Genomic DNA, 16,576 nt, shown 5'->3' on the forward strand with positions numbered 1-16,576 from the left:
CAATGGCGATCACCTTGCGGCCGACGAGGCCCGGTTTCTGGACCGGTCCCGGACGCGAACCCGCCTGGTGTCGGACTACGTCACCACGGGCCAGCGTCGGGCGGTTAGCCGTACAGCTCGACGAAATTCTTCAGCGACTTCTCGACGTCGCCCTTGACCGCGCGGGCCGCCGCCGATCCGACCGGGCCGAACAACGCCCGACCCCCCAGCTCAAGCCGCAAACCGAGGGTCGCCCCTGCACCGGTGGGCCGCACGGTCAGGGTGACGCCGTACTTCGCTCCGCCCTTGCCCGCGCCGGACATCGCGACCTCATGCGGCGGGTCCCACTTGGTCACCGTCCAGGTCACCCGGTTGCGCATGCCCTTGGCCCGCGCCACGCCAATGACCTGGGTGCCTTCGGCGATCTCGTCGGGCAGCTCGCTGCGCCACCCCTCGTGCAGCGTCAGCCAGTCGCCCAGGTCCGACAGATCCGAGACGTGATCCCACATGTCCTGCGGGCTCATCGGTACGTCGGCGGTCAGCTCCACAGCGGCCATCTCGCCAACCTAGCCCCGCGGCGGGTGTGCGCCCCGGGTTTTGCCGAGCGTCAGCGGCTGGGGCCGCCACGAAACCTGTTCCCGATGCGGATCGCCGGCAGCAGCAGGCTGCGCGGCGTGTACCTGCCGCCGTTGCTGACGACCTTGGGGACGACGCCGGGGACGACGGTGCGCTTGCCGGACAGCATCCCCTCGATCGCGGCTTCGGCGACGTCGGCCGGCGAAACCTGCGCCAGGGGCACGCTGAAGCGCGTGGCGTTGGCGATCTCGGCCCACTCGGTGGGCACCGGGCCCGGGCACAGCGCCGTCACCGACACCCCCGTCCCATGCAGCTCCTCGTGCACGGCTTCGGAGAAGGTCTGCACAAAGGCCTTGGTCGCGGAGTACACCGCCATGTAGGGAAGCGGCTGAAACGCGGCGATCGACGCGATGTTCATCACCGCTCCGGCGCCGCGCTCGACCATGCCGGGCAGCGCCGCATGCGTGAGTTCCATCAACACCAGCGCGTTGAGCGTGACCTCTTCACTCTCGCGTTCGACCGGCAACTCGTGAAAGACCCCGCTGGTGCCGAAGCCGGCGCTGTTGCACAGGCCCGCGATCGGTTCGGCGCGCAGCCGGTCGGCCAATTTCGCCCGCCCCTTGACGTCGCTGAGGTCCAACGGCATGACCTCGACCGCGACCGAGTATTCGGTCCCCAGTTCGTCGGCGATCTCGTCGAGACGCTCGCGCCGCCGCGCGACGAGCACCAGCGGGAAGCCGCGACGGGCCAGACCGCGAGCCAGTTCGGCGCCGATCCCGGAGGAGGCACCGGTGATGACGACGGTCGACTGACTGCCGGATTTCGGAAGGCTCATCGCGTCACCAGTGAATTCCGCGAGTCGCCTGCACGAACGTCTCGCTTCGTCTATCGAATGCCGATGTACCGGAAGCGGATTCGTCACCCTTGGCGGCGTGAGAGTCGTCGAACATGGCGAACGCCCGGTTGCGCACCCGATCCATCACCGCCGGGTTGACGGCGTCGGCGACGGCGGCGAACTGCCCGAACGGCGAACTGGCCCGCCGCGGCCGGTGCACGATCGCGTCGGTGATCACCCCGGCCGCCTGATCCGGCGTCAGCGCCGGGAATTTGTCGTACATCTTGGTCGGGCTGATCATCGGCGTACGCACCAGCGCCATGTGCACCGTGGTGAACTTGACGTCGTCGTTCACCACTTCGGCTTGCAGCGCGTCACAGAGACTGTCCAGCGCGGACTTGCTGGCAATGTAGGCGCCGAAACGCGGTGCGCGGGTCTGCACGCCGACGGACGAGACATTGACGATGTGCCCGAAACCACGCTCGCGCATGCCTGGGATGAACTTGAGGATGAGCTGGACCGCGCCCAGATAGTTCAGCTGCATCGTGCGCTGGTAGTCGTGAATCCGGTCGTAGGACAGTGCCAACGAGCGCCGGATGGACCGGCCCGCGTTGTTGATCAGGATGTCTACTCCCCCAAGCTCGCTGAGCACCTTGTCGGCCATCGCCGCGATGGCGTCCATGTCCGAGAGGTCGCACGGGTAGACGTGGGCGACGCCGCCGTCGCGGCGGATCTCGTCTGCGACCCTCTCGAGGTTCTCCGGTGTGCGGGCGACCAGCACCACCTGGCCGCCGGCTTCGGCGATCTTCTTCGCCGCGGCCTCCCCGATGCCCGACGATCCGCCGGTGATCAGGACGGTCTTGCCGTCGACGGCCTCGTTGAGGCTGTGGCCCTGGACGGCGTCAAGCAGATTCCTCAGATAGAAGGGGCGATATCGCCCGGCCGAGTTGGGGGTATTGATGATGTTGGAGACCACCGCGAATGGCTTTTCCACCAAGTTCGTCAAGTCACCAAGGTTCATCGGTTGTCGCTCCTTACGGCGGATGGTGTGACGTGGGTCATAGAGCCAACCTAGGGCATTGCGCGACGGCGACGAATGATGGCCGTCTCCTGAACGAGCCGAATCCTCTCACCGAGCAATCGAAGATGCCGGTATCAGGCGGCAATCGGCTTGTTACGTCGGGCAATCCGAGCGTGATCACGGACTAACTGAGGGGCAACGACGAGGTGGTCCGCTGGTTACATGAAACTCTCGGCATCGTTCCGCAAGTTGGAGCCGACAACCATCTACCACCGCATCGGCGGGCACGAGGCGCTCGAAGTCGTCGTCGAGGACTTCTACGTGCGGGTGCTCGCCGACGATCAACTGTCCGGCTTCTTTACCGGAACGAATATGAACCGCCTCAAGGGCAAGCAGGTGGAGTTCTTCGCGGCCGCGCTCGCGGCCCGGAGCCCTACCTCGGCGCCCCGATGAAACAAGTGCACCAGGGTCGCGGCATCACGATGCACCACTTCAGTTTGGTGGCCGGGCATTTGGCCGACGCCCTGGCCGCGGCGGGAGTACCGCCGAAAACGGTGACGGACATTCTGAACGCCATCGCACCCCTTGCCCCCGAGATCGCATCCGGCGAGGCCGGCACCGCCGCCCTCTAAGCCAGGCAGCGCCTATGAATTTTGGCGGCGCACGGGCGTGTCGCGCACGATGAACTCGTCGCAGCCGGTAGTCAGCACGTATGAGGCCGATCGCAGTCATCGCCGCCGTGCTGGTGGTGTTAGTGGGCGCGTGCACCTCCGCGACCAACAACAATGCAGCCCCCAGCTCCCCGCCCAGCCACCCGGCATCCGGCTCGCCATCCGCGGCGCCCACCAGCGGCAGTCCCCCTCCGATACCCGCAGCCGTCGACTGCACCAAACCGGCGAACGCCGCGCAACAGCCTATCTGCACCGACTCGCATCTGTTCGACCTCGAGCGCCAACTAGGCGACGCCTACCGGCGGGCGTTGGCCCGCCCCGGCACGGACCAATCCGCCGTAGCGGCCGCGCAGACCAGCTGGGCGTCGGGCCGTGACGACTGCGCCCGCAATGCCGATGTGCATACCTGTGTGCTGCAGGCCTATCAGACGCGGCTGGTGCAGTTGGCCATCGCCGACCCCGCCACGGCAGCCCCGCCGGTCGTCACCTACCGCTGCCCCGCCACATCCGGCCCGCTGACCGCCCAGTTCTACAACCAGTTCGACCCGCAAACGGCGGTGCTCGATTGGAAAGGCACCCAGCTGATCCTGTTCATCCTGCCGTCGGGCAGCGGCGCGAGATACGGCCGGCAGGGCTCCGAGTACTGGGAGCACCAGGGCCAGGTAACACTGGACTTCAACGGCACCAAGTTTGTCTGTTCGACGTCTTGAGCCCGACAATTTCTAGCATGGGCCGCACATTCGAAGACCTGGTCGCAGAAGCCAATACGGTATCCGTTGACGGCTGGGACTTCTCCTGGCTGGACGGGCGCGCTACCGAGGAACGGCCGTCGTGGGGTTACCAGCGACTGATCGGCAGCGAGTACGGCACCGTGTCGGCCGCGGTGGATCTGCAGACCGGCGGCGAAGTGCTGGCCGGTGCCGGACCCTTCCCGCCCACCATGGCCGCCGTCGAGTCGTGGCCGCCGAACGTGGCCCTGGCCACCGAGCGGCTGCATCCGCACGGTGTCGTGGTGGTGGCCACGCCGGACGAGTCGCTGCTGCCGTTCGGCGACGACGCCTTCGACCTGGTTACCAGCCGCCATCCGCACACGCTGTTCTGGCCCGAGATCGCCCGGGTGTTACGACCCGGGGGCACCTACCTGGCTCAGCACATCGGACCCGGGACGGTGTCCGAGCTGATCGAGTTCTTCCTTGGGACACAGCCCGAAGCGCGGGATCCGCGACACCCGGACAACGAAAGCGCGGCGGCGCGGGCAGCCGGGCTCGAGATCGTCGACATGCGTCCGGAACGGCTGCGCCAGGAGTACTTCGATATCGGCGCGGTGGTCTACGTCCTGCGCAAGGTGATCTGGTGGGTGCCGGATTTCACGGTCGAGCGCTACCTCGATCGGCTGCGGGAGCTGCATGACCGCATCGAATCCGACGGGCCCTTCGTCGCGCACGCGACGCGGGTTCTGGTGCGGGCCCGCAAGCCCGGCTGATCAGCCCTCGTCGCGCAGCACGCTCAACGCGTGCTGCAAGTCGGCCGGATACGGGCTGACGAATTCCACCCACCGCCCGTCGGCCGGATGCGCGAACCCCAGCGACCGCGCGTGCAGCCATTGACGTTGCAGCCCAAGTGATTTCGCAAGCTTCGGGTCCGCGCCGTAGACGAGGTCACCGCAGCAGGGATGATGCAACGCGGCGAAGTGCACCCGAATCTGGTGGGTGCGCCCGGTTTCCAGCTGTACGTCGAGCAGGCTGGCGGCGACGAACGCTTCCACGGTGTCGTAATGGGTGACGCTGTGCCGGCCGTTCTGGGTGACCGCGAACTTCCATTCGCCACCGCGGTGGCGCCCGATCGGCGCGTCGATGGTTCCGCTGGACGGGTCCGGATGTCCTTGCACCAGAGCGTGATAGCGCTTGTCGACAGTGCGCTGCTTGAATGCGCGCTTGAGCAGCGTGTAGGCCCGCTCGGAGATCGCCACCACCATCACCCCGGAGGTGCCCACGTCGAGGCGATGCACGATGCCCTGCCGCTCGTGCACGCCCGAGGTGGTGATCCGGAAACCCGCGGCGGCCAGGCCACCCAGCACGGTGGGCCCGCTCCAGCCCACCGAGGCGTGCGCGGCGACCGCGGCCGGCTTGTCGACGACGACGATGTCGTCGTCGGAATACAGGATCGTCATGCCCTCGATGTCGACCGGGGTGTTCTCCAGCGGCGCCGGCGCCTCGGGCAGCCGCACCTGAAGCCAGACGCCGGGCGTCAGGCGGTCGGACTTGCCCGCCTGCACCCCGTCGAGTTCGACGCCGCCGTCCTCGGCGATGGCGGCCACGGCGCTGCGCGACAACCCCAGCAGGCGCGACAAGCCGGCGTCAACACGCATGCCCGCCAAGCCCTCGGGAACGGGCATCGAGCGCTCGGTCATTGGGCCTGGTCGGCCTGATCCCGGCCTTCGGTGTTCTCGCCGGGCTTACGCCGTCCGACGGTGTCGAAATCGAAGCCGAACACCGACAGCACGACGAGCAGGATCGCGCCGCCCACCACGGCGGGATCCGCGACGTTGAACACCGGCCACCACCCGATCGATAGAAAATCCACGACGTGCCCGCGCAGCGGGCCCGGCGCGCGGAAGAAGCGATCGACCAGGTTGCCCGTGGCGCCGCCGAGGATCATGCCGAGGCCGACCGCCCACCATGGCGACACCAGCCGCCGGCCCATCCAGAAGATCCCGGCCACCACACCGGTCGCGATCAGCGTCAACACCCACGTGTACCCGGTCGCCATCGAGAACGCGGCCCCCGAATTGCGCACCAAGGTCCAGGTCACCGTGTCGCCGATGATCGAGACCGGCTGTCCGGGTGGCAGCAGCCTGACCGCGAGCACCTTGGTGATGACGTCGAGCGCCAGGACGACGGCCGCAACCGACACCAGTAGCCGCAGCCGCCGTGGAGCGGACTGCGGCGCAGGGGTTTCGGGTGCTGCCACTTCGCCGGACGTTTCAGCCTCCTCCGCTGACGTCACCGGCTCGGCCGATCCTGTTGGTTCTTCGGGCACGCCCCCATCATCCCCTAGTACCCGGCCCGGTTGGGTGCGGCCTCGCCGCCCCGGCACGTGCGGGATGATTCGACTATGGGTCGGCTCACCGTTATCACCACCGGCGGCACGATTTCGACGAGCACCGGCGCCGACGGTGTGCGCCGGCCCAGCCGAAGCGGATCCGACCTGACCGCCGGCCTCGATGTCGACGTCGTCGACCTGATGGCGGTGGACAGCTCGGAGCTGACGAGGGCCGACTGGGACCGGATAGGCGACGCCGTGCGGGCCGCGGTCGACGGCGGCGCCGAGGGTGTGGTCGTCGCGCACGGCACCGACACCATGGAGGAAAGCGCGCTGTGGTTCGACCTCACCTATGGGGGTGACCCGCCGGTCGTCCTGACCGGGGCGGTGCGCAGCGCCGACGCCCCCGACTCGGACGGCGCCGCCAATCTGCGCGACGCGATGGCGGTGGCGGCCAGCCCGGCCACGCGTGGCCTCGGGGTGCTGGTGTCGTTCGCCGGCCGGGTGCTGCAACCGCTGGGCTTGCACAAGATGGCCACCCAGGATCTGAGCGGCTTCGCCGGCGAGCTGGTCGGCACGACGCCGGGTGGCGTGACGCTGACCGGCGCCAAGACCCGCACTTACCTGGGTGAACTGCGGGCCGCCGACGCGCCTCGGGTCGACATCGTCGCGGCCTACCTGGGCAGTGATTCGGTGGCGCTGGACGCGTTCGTGGCCGCCGGAGCGCACGCCGTCGTGCTGGAAGCGCTGGGCTCGGGCAACGCCGGGGCCGCGGTGGTCGACGGGGTGCGCCGGCACTGTGCCGACGGGATCGTCGTCGCGGTGTCCACCCGGGTACCCGGGGGCGGGGTCAGCGCGGGCTACGGCCCCGGCCACGACCTGGTCGAAGCCGGCGCCGTGATGGTGCCCACGTTGCGGCCGCCGCAGGCCCGCGTGCTGGTGATGGCCGCGCTGGCCGCGGGGCTACCCGTCGCCGACGTCGTCGCCCGCTGGGGCTGACGCGTCGGCGGTGAGCGCGCCCAGGTAGTCACTCCAGTCCAGGGAGTCCACCGGGTTGGCTTTCGCCAGGTCGGCGCTGCCGATGGGGAACGTTCGGGCCAGGCCCGGCCCGGAACCCCGGGTTTCGAACCGCACGGTGACGACGCCATGGCCGGCGCCCTGCACCCAGCCGTGCCCGAGGTCGCGGTGCGCTACGTCATCTCCCACCCGCCACGGTGAGGCCTCCGCGGCCGGCGCGAACATCGCGTCAGTCGCGGTTTCTGTTGCTGTCTGGAAGGAGTGGTGTGCGTCCGACTCCGGCGCCGCGAGCTCGAGGTCGGGAAACAGCGACTCCTGGCGCACGTCGCTCAAACCCGAAAACCCAACGCCGAGTAGGCGAATCGGCCCGATCTCGCGCGGATCCAGCAGCAGCCGCCGGGCCAGCGCAACCAGCGCGCCGGGCTCGGTGGTCGCGTACGGCAAGGTCGCCGAGCGGGTCAGCGTGCTCATGTCGGACTTCTTCAGCTTCACCGTGACGGTGCGCGCGCCGCGGCCGTCGCGCAGCAGGCGTTGATGCGCGTGCTCGGCGATCGGCTCGATCGCGTCGTGCAGCTGCTCGAGGCTGGTCAGGTCGACGGCGAAGGTGGATTCGGCGCTGATCTGCTTGGCTTCGGCGCGTTCGGCGACGGGGCGGTCGTCGATGCCGCGGGCCAGCCGGTGCAGCGCCGGCCCGACCGTCGCGCCGAGAATGTTGGCGACCTCGGCGTCGGTCAACGCGGCCAGCTGGCCGATCGTCTCGATGCCGAGCCGGTTCAGCTTCTCCTCGGCGACCGGGCCGATTCCCCAGAGCCGCCGCACCGGCAACCGGTCGAGCAGCAACCGCTCCTCGGCGCGCCCGACCACCCGGATGCCGTCGGGTTTGGCCAGGCCGGAGGCGATCTTGGCGATCTGCTTTCCCGAGCCCGCGCCGACCGACGCGATCAGCCCGGTCTCGTCGCGCACCCGTCGCCGCAACCCCTCGCAGAACTCCTCGACGTCCTCGGCGGACGCCCCGGCGAGCTGCGGCGGTTCCCCGAACGCCTCGTCGAACGACAGCTGCTCGACGACCGGCACCAGGGCGCGCACGGCGTCGAACACCCGCCGGCTGGCGACCCCGTAGACCACCCCGCGCGGCGGCAGCACCACCGCCGCCACACCGATCATGCGGCGGGCCTGGTGCATCGGCATGGCCGAGCGCGCCCCGAACACCCGTGCCTCGTAGCTCGCGCCGGCCACCACTCCGCGGCCGCCCAGCCCACCGACCAGCACCGGCCGGCCGCGCAGGGTCGGCCGGGTGAGCTGCTCGACGGAGGCGAAGAACGCGTCCATGTCCAGGTGCAGGACCCAACGCGACTCCATCCGATAAATGCTATTGCGCTACTGAGCTACCGTTTTCCCATGGCCATGAACCTCGCGCACCGGCGGATCTGCAGCTCGGAGAGGTGGGCCGCAGCGGTCAAGGACGACCTGCTGCCCTGGGTGCTGGCCGACGTAGACCTCGGCGACAACGCCCTGGAAATCGGGCCCGGCTACGGCGCCATCCTTCGGGTGCTGGTCGACAGGGCGCCGACGTACACCGCGGTGGAGATCGACACCCCGATGGCACAACGACTGCAGCGGCTCCACGGCGACCGGGCGCGAATCATCAACGGCGACGCCACCAAGACCGGGCTGCCGGCCGACGAGTTCAGCTCGGTGGTGTCTTTCACGATGCTGCACCACGTTCCAACCGTGGAGCTGCAGGACCGGTTATTCGCCGAGGCTTTCCGGGTGTTACGGCCCGGCGGCGTGTTCGCCGGCAGCGACAGCGTGAATTCGCTGCGGTTTCGGATCCTGCATTTCCGCGACATCTGCAACACCGTCTCGCCCGACACCCTGCCGGATCGGTTGCGCGCGGCGGGATTTGGCTATGTCGAGGTCGAGGCCCGCGGCGGCAGGCTGCGCTGGCGCGCGGTCAAAATCTAGTTTCCGCTCGGCTATCGGACGCAACCCGAATCGCTTGCTGAAAACGAGCTTTCGTCGTAGCGAGTTCGACCGCACAGCATCGAGGGGTACAACGAAGTCATGCCTCCTGTCTCGACCGAACCCTCGCCCTCCGACCGCCAGCCACACCTGCTCCGTGACGTCGCGGAGTCCTTCGGGGTGGACGCCGAGCGCTACAACCGGGCCCGGCCCCGCTACCCCGACGCACTGATACAGCGCGTCGTCGCCACCAGCCCGGGCGCCGAATTCCTGGACGTCGGCTGCGGCACCGGTATCGGCGCGCGGCAGTACCGGCAGGCCGGTGTCACCGTGCTCGGTGTCGACCCGGACCCGCGGATGGCCGAGGTGGCCAGGCGCAGCGGCATCGAGGTCGAGATCGGCAACTTCGAGACCTGGGACCCGGCCGGCCGGACTTTCGACGCGGTCGTCGCCGGGCAGGCCTGGCATTGGGTGGATCCCGTGTTGGGCGCCGCCAAGGCCGCACGGGTACTGCGGCCCCACGGGCTGCTGGCCACGTACTGGCATGTCTTCGACCCGCCGAGCGAAATCGCCCAGGCCTTCGAGGATGTGCTGGAGCGGGTGGCTCCCGACGCGCCGTTGCGAACACCCGGCATCCAACTGCAAGAGGAAAATCTCGCCAGGGCACTGGAGGGCATCAGGACAGCGGGCGGCTTCGCCGAACCCGAGCAGTGGCGGTTCGAATGGCAGCGGCGCTATACGCGCGACGAGTGGCTGGACCATCTGGCCACCACCGGCCAACTCACCCTGCTCGGGCCGGCTGAGGTGGCAACCGTGGGCGAAGCCGTGGGAGCCGTCATCGACTCGGTCGGCGGCGACTTCACCATGCAATACGTCACCCTGGCGGCCGCCGCGACGCTCGCCTAGGCCTTGGCGATCTCGACCCGCACGCCGTCGCCGATCTCCGCCGCGTCGCCGGGATCGCCGAACTCGAAGCTGGTGGCCAGGATTTCACCGGCGATCAGGTCGCGATGCGTCTTGGCCCAGTCGGCCCGTTCGGCGGGCACCGACATCACCACGCGGATGCGGTCGGAGACGTCCAGCCCGGTCGACTTGCGCAGCTCCTGCAGCTCGCGGATCCGGTCCTTGGCCCAGCCTTCGGCCTCCAGCTCCGGGGTCACCGTGCCGTCCAGCACGACCAGACCGGCTCCTCCGGGCAGCGCCGCGGTGAACTCCGGATCGGCGGCCACCAGTCGCGAGCTGTACTCCTCGGGCTGCAGCACCGCGGGGCCGGCCGTCAGCGTGCCGTCGGGATTGACGACGCCGTCGCCGGCCTTGACCGCTTTGATGGCGGCTTGCACGTCCTTGCCCAGCCGCGGCCCGGCGACCCGCGCGTTGACGGTGAGCTCGAAGCGGCCGTAGGTGTCGATCGCGTCGGTCAGCTCCACGCTCTTGACGTTGAGCTCGTCGGCGATCAAGTCGGTGAACGGCACCAGCAGCTGTGGATCCTCCACTGCGACAGTCAGTTTCGGCAGGGGCAGCCGCACCCGTAGCTTCTTGGCTTTCCGCAATGACGACGCGGCCGAACACACCTCGCGAACCTGGTCCATCGCGGCGACCAGACCGGCGTCCGCCGGCAGCCCGTCGGCTCGCGGCCAGTCGGTCAGGTGCACCGAACGTCCGCCGGTAAGACCGCGCCAGATGATCTCGGTGTCCAAAGGAAGCAGCGGGGCGGCCAGTCGCGAAACGACCTCCAGCACGGTGTGCAGCGTGTCGATGGCGTCGGGGTCTTCCGCCCAGAATCGCGAACGTGACCGTCGCACATACCAATTCGTCAGCGCCTCGGTGAACTGACGTAGCTGTTCGCAGGCCCCGGAGATGTCACAGACGTCCAGCGAGCCGGTCAGCTCGTCGCGCAGCACCGCCAGCTTGGCCAGGATGTAGCGGTCCAGCACGTTAGCCGAATTAGTGCGCCAGGTACCGACTTTCGGCGCGTAGAGGGCCAGGAAGCTATAGGCATTCCACAGCGGCAGCAGCACCTGACGCACGCCGTCGCGGATGCCCTGCTCGGTGACGATCAGGTTGCCGCCGCGCAGGATCGGCGAGGCCATCAGGAACCAGCGCATCGCGTCGGAACCGTCGCGGTCGAAAACCTCGCTGACGTCCGGGTAGTTGCGCAGCGACTTGCTCATCTTCTGACCGTCGGAACCCAGCACGATCCCGTGTGCCACACAGGTTTTGAACGCGGGCCGGTCGAACAGAGCGGTGGCAAGCACATGCAGCGTGTAGAACCAGCCCCGGGTCTGCCCGATGTATTCCACGATGAAGTCGCCCGGATAGTGGGTGTCGAACCAGTCCGCATTCTCGAATGGATAGTGCACCTGGGCATACGGCATCGAGCCCGAGTCGAACCACACGTCGAGCACGTCGGGGATGCGCCGCATCGTGCTGGCGCCGGTGGGGTCGTCCGGGTTGGGCCGGGTGAGCTCGTCGATGTAGGGCCGGTGCAAATTGGTGGGCCGCACCCCGAAATCGCGCTCCAGCTCGTCGAGGCTGCCGTAGACGTCGATCCGCGGGTACGCCGGGTCGTCGGATTTCCACACCGGAATCGGGCTGCCCCAGTAGCGATTTCGCGAGATCGACCAGTCTCGGGCGCCCTGCAGCCACTTACCGAATTGGCCGTGCTTGACGTGTTCGGGGTACCAGGTGATCTGCTGGTTCAATTCGACCATGCGATCCCGAAATTCGGTGACCGTGACGAACCATGACGAAACCGCCCGATAGATCAGCGGATTGCGGCATCGCCAGCAATGCGGGTAGGGGTGCTCGTAGGTTTCGTGGCGGATCAGTACCGCTCCGTTGCCAGCTGCGGGCCCACTGCCATTCTTCAGGTCGCGGATGATATGCGGGTTGGCGTCGAAGACGTGCTGACCCTTATAGTCCGGGACGGTGGCGTCGAAGCGGCCCTTGGAGTCGACCGGGGTGACCGGCACGATGCCCACCTTGTCGGTGGTCGCCATGTCGTCCTCACCGTAGGCCGGCGCCATGTGCACGATCCCGGTGCCGTCCTCGGTGGTGACGAAGTCACCCGGCAACACCTGGAACGCATTGGCTCGCCCCGGTTCTGGGTCCATGAAGTACGGGAACGGCGGCAGGTAGCGGGTCCCCAACAGGTCCGTGCCCGCATAGCTGCCGAGCACCTCGGGCGCCTGGCCATCCTGGAGGCCGAGTTCTTTTGCGTAGGCGCCCAGCCGCGCCTCGGCGAGCACGAAGCGCCGATCTCCGACCTCGACCTCGACCTCGACCTCGACGTAGGTCACGTCCGGGTTGACGGCAACGGCCAGGTTGGACGGCAGGGTCCACGGCGTCGTCGTCCACACCAGCAGATAGGCGCCGTCCAGCTCGCCCCCGACGACCTTGAAGCCGACCGTCAAGGCCGGGTCCTGCCGACTCTGATAGACGTCGTCGTCCATCCGCAATTCGTGGTTGGACAACGGGGTTTCGTCGCGCCAGCAGTACGGCAACACCCGGTAGCCTTCGTAGGCCAGGCCCTTGTCCCACAGCCGTTTGAACGCCCAGATCACCGACTCCATGTAGGGCAGGTCCAACGTCTTGTAGTCATTGTCGAAATCGACCCAGCGGGCCTGGCGGGTGACATAGGCCTGCCACTCGTCGGTGTAGCGCAGCACCGATTCTCGGCAGGCCTCGTTGAACGCCGCGATGCCCATGTCGTCGATCTGGGACTTGTCGGTGATGCCGAGTTGGCGTTCGACTTCGAGCTCGGCGGGCAGCCCGTGGGTGTCCCAGCCGAATCGGCGGTCCACCTTGTACCCGCGCATCGTGCGATACCGCGGGACAATATCTTTCACGTAGCCGGTGAGCAGGTGCCCGTAGTGCGGCAGCCCATTGGCGAAGGGTGGCCCGTCGTAGAACACGTACTCTTCGGCGCCGTCGCGGTGCGCGATGCTGGCCCGGAAGGTGTCGTCACGAGTCCAGTAGTCGAGGACCTCGAGTTCCAGCGCCGGGAAGTCGGGGGCTCCCCCGGCCAGCTTCGGATAAGCCCTGGCGTCAACGTTTTCGGTCACGGTGCGCGTCGCCTCCTGCGTGCCTACGGTCAGGCCGGGGACGAGGTCGCGCAACCTGCGCGAGCACCGCGGTACCACCCCGCTTGCCGCGCTTACGCGTGGCCGCTCGATTCGGGCTATGACGGGCCTAACCGTTCGGGTCTACTGGGCCGTGCGGGCTGTTCTTCCGAAGGCTCCCCGGTGATTGCCGGATCGACGCCGCTCGACTCTACCGCGAGACTGCAACTGCCTGCCCAAACACCGAGTGAGAACCCCGGCAGATGCAGTTTCGCGGTAGGCCAACCTCATGCCCGAACTTCGAGCACACCAACGCGCCACAGCGCGGCGTAGACGTGCCGGACCGGGATGCTCAGCAGCCGGGCCGCGCCGTCCACCAGCGGGTCGCCGGCGCCGAAGTGCCGGGCCTGGACCTGACGGGTCACCTTCTTGGCAGCGGGCGCCTGCGCCGGGGTGGTGTCGCGCACGACGCGCAGGTTGCGGACGGGCGCTACGGCAACTACTTCGTCGAAGAGTACTGCGGTCATGATCGTCTCCTAACGGAATTGCAAACGGGTGCTGACTGGACTGATGTGTCCCGACCCATCACGGTTCCGATCCGAGAACGCTTGAGCGGTAAGTTGATTCGTTAGCTCAAGGCGACGGACCGAGGGTCGGATCGGGACGGAACGTGTCCGGGATATCCATCCGGACTGCCACTGGAACTCATGCGTCCCTCACCTCCTCTACGGCCACGGCGCGTGCGGCTACCCGCGCCTGTTTGCGCGCACAGAGCTCAGAATCCGGCGACCGCCGGAAATCCGCACCCCGCTCGTCAGAGCTTTGGCACCGCACGACCTGTCCGGAACTCCGGAAGCCACTTTGGCTCAACCCTTAAGCCGGGAGGAGCTGTCCTGACCCGGGGCGTCTTTCGACGTTCGGGGTCAGTGGCCTGTGTTCGTGCAGCCGCCTCACCTAACGAGGTGCTTCGATAATACTCCACGACTGCCCCAACCCGGTCAATGCCATCTGGCCCGTGCTGCCAAAGTTCTGGGCGTCCTCACAGCTTTTTGTCAGGTCGTGCGCCGCTGAGCTGCACCAATACGGAGCCTGAGTGGCGCGGCTCACCCGCGGCCCCGTGGCTCAGTCGTCGGTCAAGCTCTCCAGCCGTCCGATGGTTTCGGCGAACTCCTCGATCATGTCGAGCATCACCGAACGGGTCGGCCGGACCTTGTCGAGCGAACCGACCACCTGGCCGACGAAATAGGTTGCCAGTTCGCGCGCTTTGGCCCCAGGATGGGCGGCCGCCTGGTTGATGCGCACCTGCGGTTCGGTGACCAGGGTGGTTTGCAGCGGCATGCCGAGCGGGGCCGGGTTTTCCGGCCGCTCCCATTCCTCGGTCCAGGCCGTCCGAAGCATCCGCGCGGGCTTGCCCGTCATCGACCGCGATCGCACGGTGTCCGACGAACTGGCGGCCAGGAACTTCTCCTTGACCACCGGGTCGGTCTCGGCCTCCTCGGTGGTCAGCCAGACCGAGCCGCACCACACGCCCTCGGCGCCCAGGGCCAGGGCGGCCGCGATCTGGCGGCCGCGGGCGATCCCACCCGCCGCCAGCACCGGGACCGGCGCGACGGCATCGACGACTTCGGGAACCAGCACCATGGTCGCCACCTCGCCGGTGTGGCCGCCCGCTTCGGTGCCTTGCGCGACGATCAGGTCGACGCCGGCCGCGGCGTGCCGGCGTGCGTGCGCGGTGGTGCCGGCCAGTGCGGCGACCAGCACGTCGTGGCCGTGTGCGCGTTCGACGAGGTCGGCCGGCGGCGGGCCGAGCGCGCTGGCGATCAGCCGAATGTCATGTGCGAAGGCCACTTCCAAGAGTGGCTCGTAACCCTTTGGCGAGATGTTGAGGCCGCCGCCGGACGCGCGCGGCGGTTCGGCAGGCGCCGTGATGCCGTAGCGGCCCAGCAGCTCTTCGACGAACGCGCGGTGCTCCTCGGGAAGTAACTCCCTGACTTGCTTCGCCTCGATTCCGCCTTGCTCGGCGCCGACGTATTTGGGCGGCAGGAGCAAGTCGACCCCGTAAGGCTTGCCGCCGGTCTGCTCCTCGATCCAGGTCAGCTCGCTCTGTAGCCGTTGCGGGCTGTGTGCGACCGCACCCAGGACGCCGAAACCGCCCGCGTTGGTGACCGCGGCGACGACGTCGCGACAGTGGCTGAACGCGCATATCGGGAACTCCACACCGAGCAGCTCGGCGACTCTGGTTCGCATTCCTCGACGCTAGGAGTTATTGCCGGGCATGGCAATCAACTCGCGGGTGAGCGCCCGTCGGGCGGCCAGCCGCCCACGCCCTCCTCCAGCGGGACGTCCAGGCTTTTCAGTATCGACGAGACCATCAGCCACGCGCTGATCGCGGCGACAAGCTCCACGAGAGTCGTTTTGTCGCCGCGTAATTCGCGCTCGCATGCCGCCCAGCTCTCGGCACTGACCGTACCGTCGCGCACCACGTCGTCGGTGGCCGCCAGCACCGCGCGCTCGGTAGGCCCGAATGCGTCGTACCCTTGCCAATCGCGCACACCGAGCAGGTCGTCGGTCGTCACGCCCAACCGGGTGGCGACGCGCCAGTGTTGCGTCCACTCGTATTCGCACGCGGTGAGCCAACCGACCCGCATGATCACCAGCTCTCGTAGCCGGGCGTCGAGCGAACCGTGCCACAGCATGGTCGCCAGCAGGTCGTTGACCGCGCGCGCCAGCTGCGGATGGTTCAGCAACACCTGGAAGATGCTGAGCTCGGCCATGTAGTCGGGGACGGCGGCCTCGTCGGCGGCGGCCTTGGCCTCGCCGAGCGGCAGTCCGGGGACGCGGGCTGTTGTCATCGTCTGAGCACTCCGGTATACTGGCGCCACGTCTTCGTGTTCATGGCTAATCGTAGTCAGCCGTCGACTTTTCCAAGGTATCGCGCGCAATCTGAATCACCGCGGCCGCGACCGGCGCGATCCGGGTGTCCTCGACCCGCAGAAAAGCCGCACCCGCCAAGTCGTCACCATTGCCATCAGTGCGGACGCTGCCACAGACGCCGATCACATAGAAATGCCGCCGCGATCGCCACGCCTCGCCCCGGGTGCGCTCGAAGAAGTGCTCTTCGAATTGACAGATGGGCCGGGGCGCGGATGTCAGCGACAACCCGGTCTCTTCGCACAGTTCGCGCTCCAGCGCCGCGACGAACGACTCCCCCTCGTCCACGCCTCCGCCCGGCAAGTCCCAAAACCCATCGCCTGCTTGCTCTTTGGTAAGCAGGACCTCGTTGTCACGAAATGCGACCCCGTATGCCGAGGTGCGGTCGATGAGCTCGGCCGCGGGCGCCAGATGCACCGCGCCCGCCAGGTCACGACATAAAACGCGTTCGGTTCCCGGACGGGAAGGAAACTGCGTCACG

16 protein-coding genes, 1 pseudogene and 1 riboswitch are annotated in these 16,576 nt (G+C 68.0%); of the genes and pseudogenes, 6 read left to right on the forward strand and 11 right to left on the reverse strand.

The genetic code is table 11. The annotated features are described in order from the left end of the window. Positions 1 to 104 precede the first annotated feature (104 nt). The 3 genes from G6N54_RS05500 to G6N54_RS05510 are packed head-to-tail and all read right to left on the reverse strand — an operon-like array spanning position 105 to position 2,411. Complete coding sequence (locus G6N54_RS05500; RefSeq protein ID WP_163788901.1) at positions 105 to 536, reverse strand: type II toxin-antitoxin system Rv0910 family toxin; 432 nt, start codon at positions 534 to 536, stop codon at positions 105 to 107. A 50-nt stretch (positions 537 to 586) separates the two neighbouring features. After that, the gene (locus tag G6N54_RS05505) at positions 587 to 1,390 is read right to left on the reverse strand and encodes an SDR family NAD(P)-dependent oxidoreductase (RefSeq protein WP_163788902.1); all 804 of its coding nucleotides are present in this window, start codon (positions 1,388 to 1,390) and stop codon (positions 587 to 589) included. Between the two features lie 4 nt (positions 1,391 to 1,394). Then, entirely contained in the window at positions 1,395 to 2,411 is a 1,017-nt protein-coding gene (locus G6N54_RS05510; RefSeq protein ID WP_163788903.1) for an SDR family NAD(P)-dependent oxidoreductase, read from the reverse strand. Between the two features lie 222 nt (positions 2,412 to 2,633). Here G6N54_RS05510 and G6N54_RS05515 point away from each other — a divergent pair. The 3 genes and pseudogenes from G6N54_RS05515 (at position 2,634) to G6N54_RS05525 (ending at position 4,565) form a co-directional block, all read left to right on the forward strand. Continuing rightward, a pseudogene (locus tag G6N54_RS05515) lies at positions 2,634 to 3,043 on the forward strand (group I truncated hemoglobin). An 80-nt stretch (positions 3,044 to 3,123) separates the two neighbouring features. Beyond that, a complete protein-coding gene (locus G6N54_RS05520; protein WP_163788904.1) occupies positions 3,124 to 3,792 on the forward strand; it encodes an MliC family protein in 669 nt (222 codons plus the stop codon). Positions 3,793 to 3,809: 17 nt separating this feature from the next. After that, entirely contained in the window at positions 3,810 to 4,565 is a 756-nt protein-coding gene (locus tag G6N54_RS05525) for a methyltransferase domain-containing protein (protein WP_163788905.1), read from the forward strand. Here G6N54_RS05525 and G6N54_RS05530 read toward each other — a convergent pair whose 3' ends face one another. Next, entirely contained in the window at positions 4,566 to 5,492 is a 927-nt protein-coding gene (locus G6N54_RS05530; protein WP_163788906.1) for an RluA family pseudouridine synthase, read from the reverse strand. Continuing rightward, on the reverse strand, positions 5,489 to 6,121 hold the full coding sequence (lspA, locus tag G6N54_RS05535) for a signal peptidase II (protein ID WP_163788907.1): 633 nt from the start codon (positions 6,119 to 6,121) through the stop codon (positions 5,489 to 5,491). Before lspA ends, G6N54_RS05530 begins: the two co-directional genes overlap by 4 nt. Positions 6,122 to 6,196: 75 nt before the next feature. Here lspA and G6N54_RS05540 point away from each other — a divergent pair, with 75 nt between their 5' ends. Beyond that, positions 6,197 to 7,123, forward strand: coding sequence for an asparaginase (locus tag G6N54_RS05540; protein WP_163788908.1), 927 nt, complete (start codon positions 6,197 to 6,199; stop codon positions 7,121 to 7,123). On the opposite strand, the gene G6N54_RS05545 is transcribed toward G6N54_RS05540, so the two are convergent. Further along, entirely contained in the window at positions 7,088 to 8,500 is a 1,413-nt protein-coding gene (locus tag G6N54_RS05545) for a DNA polymerase IV (protein ID WP_163788909.1), read from the reverse strand. The genes G6N54_RS05540 and G6N54_RS05545 overlap by 36 nt on opposite strands. Positions 8,501 to 8,539: 39 nt before the next feature. On the opposite strand from G6N54_RS05545, the gene G6N54_RS05550 reads away from it, so the two are divergent. Both G6N54_RS05550 and G6N54_RS05555 read left to right on the forward strand, forming a co-directional pair. Further along, entirely contained in the window at positions 8,540 to 9,106 is a 567-nt protein-coding gene (locus tag G6N54_RS05550) for a class I SAM-dependent methyltransferase (protein ID WP_163788910.1), read from the forward strand. 99 nt (positions 9,107 to 9,205) lie between these two features. Beyond that, positions 9,206 to 10,009, forward strand: coding sequence for a class I SAM-dependent methyltransferase (locus tag G6N54_RS05555; protein ID WP_163788911.1), 804 nt, complete (start codon positions 9,206 to 9,208; stop codon positions 10,007 to 10,009). Here the strand turns inward: G6N54_RS05555 and ileS are convergent. The 5 genes from ileS to G6N54_RS05580 all read right to left on the reverse strand — a co-directional run bounded on the left by ileS (position 10,006) and on the right by G6N54_RS05580 (position 16,575). After that, positions 10,006 to 13,167 (reverse strand): isoleucine--tRNA ligase, encoded by a 3,162-nt coding sequence (ileS, locus tag G6N54_RS05560; protein ID WP_163788912.1) that lies wholly within the window; start codon positions 13,165 to 13,167, stop codon positions 10,006 to 10,008. The genes G6N54_RS05555 and ileS overlap by 4 nt on opposite strands. 284 nt (positions 13,168 to 13,451) lie before the next feature. Continuing rightward, on the reverse strand, positions 13,452 to 13,691 hold the full coding sequence (locus G6N54_RS05565) for an Rv1535 family protein (RefSeq protein ID WP_163788913.1): 240 nt from the start codon (positions 13,689 to 13,691) through the stop codon (positions 13,452 to 13,454). 272 nt (positions 13,692 to 13,963) lie between these two features. After that, positions 13,964 to 14,133, reverse strand: a riboswitch (M-box (ykoK) riboswitch). 153 nt (positions 14,134 to 14,286) lie between these two features. Then, on the reverse strand, positions 14,287 to 15,411 hold the full coding sequence (locus tag G6N54_RS05570; protein WP_163788914.1) for an NAD(P)H-dependent flavin oxidoreductase: 1,125 nt from the start codon (positions 15,409 to 15,411) through the stop codon (positions 14,287 to 14,289). A gap of 35 nt (positions 15,412 to 15,446) precedes the next feature. After that, on the reverse strand, positions 15,447 to 16,016 hold the full coding sequence (locus tag G6N54_RS05575) for a carboxymuconolactone decarboxylase family protein (RefSeq protein ID WP_163788915.1): 570 nt from the start codon (positions 16,014 to 16,016) through the stop codon (positions 15,447 to 15,449). Positions 16,017 to 16,062: 46 nt separating this feature from the next. Then, complete coding sequence (locus G6N54_RS05580; protein WP_232073384.1) at positions 16,063 to 16,575, reverse strand: NUDIX domain-containing protein; 513 nt, start codon at positions 16,573 to 16,575, stop codon at positions 16,063 to 16,065. Between the last annotated feature and the right edge of the window lies 1 nt (position 16,576).

The organism is Mycobacterium stomatepiae (assembly GCF_010731715.1).
Taxonomy (GTDB): Bacteria; Actinomycetota; Actinomycetes; order Mycobacteriales; family Mycobacteriaceae; genus Mycobacterium; species Mycobacterium stomatepiae.